General features: G+C 60.1%; 3 protein-coding genes. 1 reads left to right on the top strand and 2 read right to left on the bottom strand.

What is annotated here, in order from left to right:
• Nucleotides 1-5 precede the first annotated feature (5 nt).
• Nucleotides 6-251: a zinc ribbon domain-containing protein gene (locus NW844_RS09070; protein WP_414335079.1), complete on the top strand. Its 246-nt coding sequence runs from the start codon at nucleotides 6-8 to the stop codon at nucleotides 249-251.
• A 115-nt stretch (nucleotides 252-366) separates the two neighbouring features.
• Here the strand turns inward: NW844_RS09070 and NW844_RS09065 are convergent, their stop codons facing one another.
• Nucleotides 367-1,326: an ABC transporter permease gene (locus tag NW844_RS09065; RefSeq protein ID WP_414335065.1), complete on the bottom strand. Its 960-nt coding sequence runs from the start codon at nucleotides 1,324-1,326 to the stop codon at nucleotides 367-369.
• On the bottom strand, nucleotides 1,326-2,134 hold an 809-nt coding region (gene proX, locus NW844_RS09060; protein ID WP_414335064.1), incomplete at its 5' end, for a glycine betaine/L-proline ABC transporter substrate-binding protein ProX. The genes proX and NW844_RS09065, both read right to left, overlap by 1 nt.

The raw sequence follows: 2,134 nt of genomic DNA, 5'->3' as shown, positions 1-2,134 counted from the left end.
CTGGGTTGCTGACCATTGCAGTGGATCCCCGCGGCAGCAGCCAAGAGTGTTCAGGGTGCGGTCGAGATGTGCCCAAAAAGCTAGATGAGCGGTGGCATGATTGTCCGCATTGCGGGTTGAGTATTGGCCGAGACCAAAACTCGGCACTCATTATTAAATCCAGAGCGGTGGGGCGTCCCGTTCTTAAAGCTCAGGAAATGTCCTGCTATCGCGCAGGAGTCACTGTTCGCGAAGCGGGACGTAGTCCTTGAAGCCCGCACTCTATGCGTCAGCATGAGTGCGGGAGTACGTCACGTACTCCCTTTTCCCCTGTTGGGAGAGGAGAGTCCGAGCAACGTTCCAATAACGCCCAAACGGCCAGAGATCTCAGCCAAGTTCGCGCTGCCTGCGCATTCGCCACTGCTGCCAGCGTTGCCAGGCCCAGCCAATCGGCCCGCGCCGATACCAAAAGCGCTGAAAGTCTGCTTGCCCAACCCGTTGGGTGACCCGATCCAGCAGAATGGCCAGCAACAGGATCCCAAGCCCGCCGGTGGCCGCCATGCCCACGTTGAGGCCGTTGAGACCCCGCAGCACCACCAGCCCCAGCCCCGGCACCGCGATCATGGAGGTAACCACCGACATGCCCAGGGCAAAAAGCACGGTTTGGTTAACCCCGGCCAAGATGGTGGGCATGGCCAGAGGGATCTGAGTTTCCCAGAGGATCTGCTGGGGAGTAGCACCGAAGGCCAAAGCTGCCTCCACCACCTCTTCGGGCACCTGTCGGATGCCCAAGTTGGTCAGGCGAATCAGGGGCGGTAAGGCATAGATCACCGTGGCAATCACGCCGGGCGCCTCTCCGATGCCGAAGAGCATAACTACCGGCACCAGGTAAACAAACACCGGCAGGGTCTGCATCGCATCCAAGAGCGGGCGCAACAGCTTCTCAAAGGGATCCGACCAGGCACACAGCACCCCCAGCGGGATCCCGAGAAGCAGGCAGATGGCAACAGCCGTCAGCACCAAAGACAGAGACACCATCGCCGGCTGCCAAGCGCCGACAAAGCCGATGAGGCTGAGGGCCAAAAAGGCGAAGATCCCCACCTGGCGACCCGCCAGTTGCCAGGCCACCGCCGTCAGAGTTGCCAGCACCACCGTTGGAGGGGTAGCGAGAAGGAGGTGCTGCAGGCTGCGCAGCAAGCTGTTGATGGGCAACCGCAATGTCTGAAACACAGGCCGAAAGTGGGCAACCAACCATTGGACGCCGTTGCTGACCCAGCTTTCCAAGGGGATGCGCACCTGATCAAAGGGATCCAGCAGGCCACTCCAGAGCAGAGTGAGATCCGCCATTACCTGACCACCTGCCTCGCCTGCTGCAGCCAACGGTCGAAGAGCTGACGATTTGCCGCAATCCATTCCAGCGCATGACGGCGGATATCCTCAGGGGATCTCTCTCCGTCGTGAACCCGCTTTTGCTGAGCATTCACATCCTCGATGGGGATGGAAACCAGCTCCAGCCACCGCCGCGCCACTGGGTTGTCCCGCAGATAGTCTGCCCGCGCCACCACTCGAATGCGATCTACCGCAAAGCCCAAATTGCGGCCATCCACGAGGGTGTTAACCGTGCTGACATCCGCCTGCTCCGCCGGCAAGCTGGTGAAGGGCACCTCTAGCCAGGCAACATTCTCGCCGGGCTTCAGGAAAGCTCCTGCCCAATGGGGGGAATAGGCATAGGCCAAGATGGGCTCCCCCTGTTGCAGACGGGTGATCGTGTCGGCGATCAGAGCGTCATATTCCCCCTGCACAAACTGGACGGTGTCGGTTAGCTCATAAACTTTTAGGTGATGTTCGGTAACCGCCGCACAGCCCCAGCCGGGGTTGCACCCCACCAAGTCGGCCTTGCCGTTGCCATCGCTGTCGAAGAGGCGGGCAATTTGGGGATCGCGCAACTGCCCCAGATTTTGGATGCCATGGGCTTCTGCAGTCGCTTTGTCGATCAAATAACCCTGCACCGTATTGTCCACCAACACCCCTACCCGCTGCAGCCGCTCTTCACCGCCATTGTTCACAATCATCGGGTAGTTCAGGTTTTCCCAATGGGCCGTGAGAAAATCTACGTCGTTGCTGGCCAGAGCGGCATGGGCCAAAGCCACCTGAA

It is taken from the genome of Synechococcus sp. H55.2, assembly GCF_047462495.1.
Classification (GTDB): Bacteria; Cyanobacteriota; Cyanobacteriia; order Thermostichales; family Thermostichaceae; genus Thermostichus.
The sequence above is the reverse complement of the archived record's forward strand: the minus strand, read 5'-3'. Positions and strand labels throughout refer to the sequence as shown.

What these genes read in the sequence shown, in the direction of transcription:
- NW844_RS09065 (WP_414335065.1), bottom strand. Translation starts at nt 1,326, where the DNA reads ATGGCGGATCTCACTCTGCTCTGGAGTGGCCTGCTGGATCCCTTTGAT.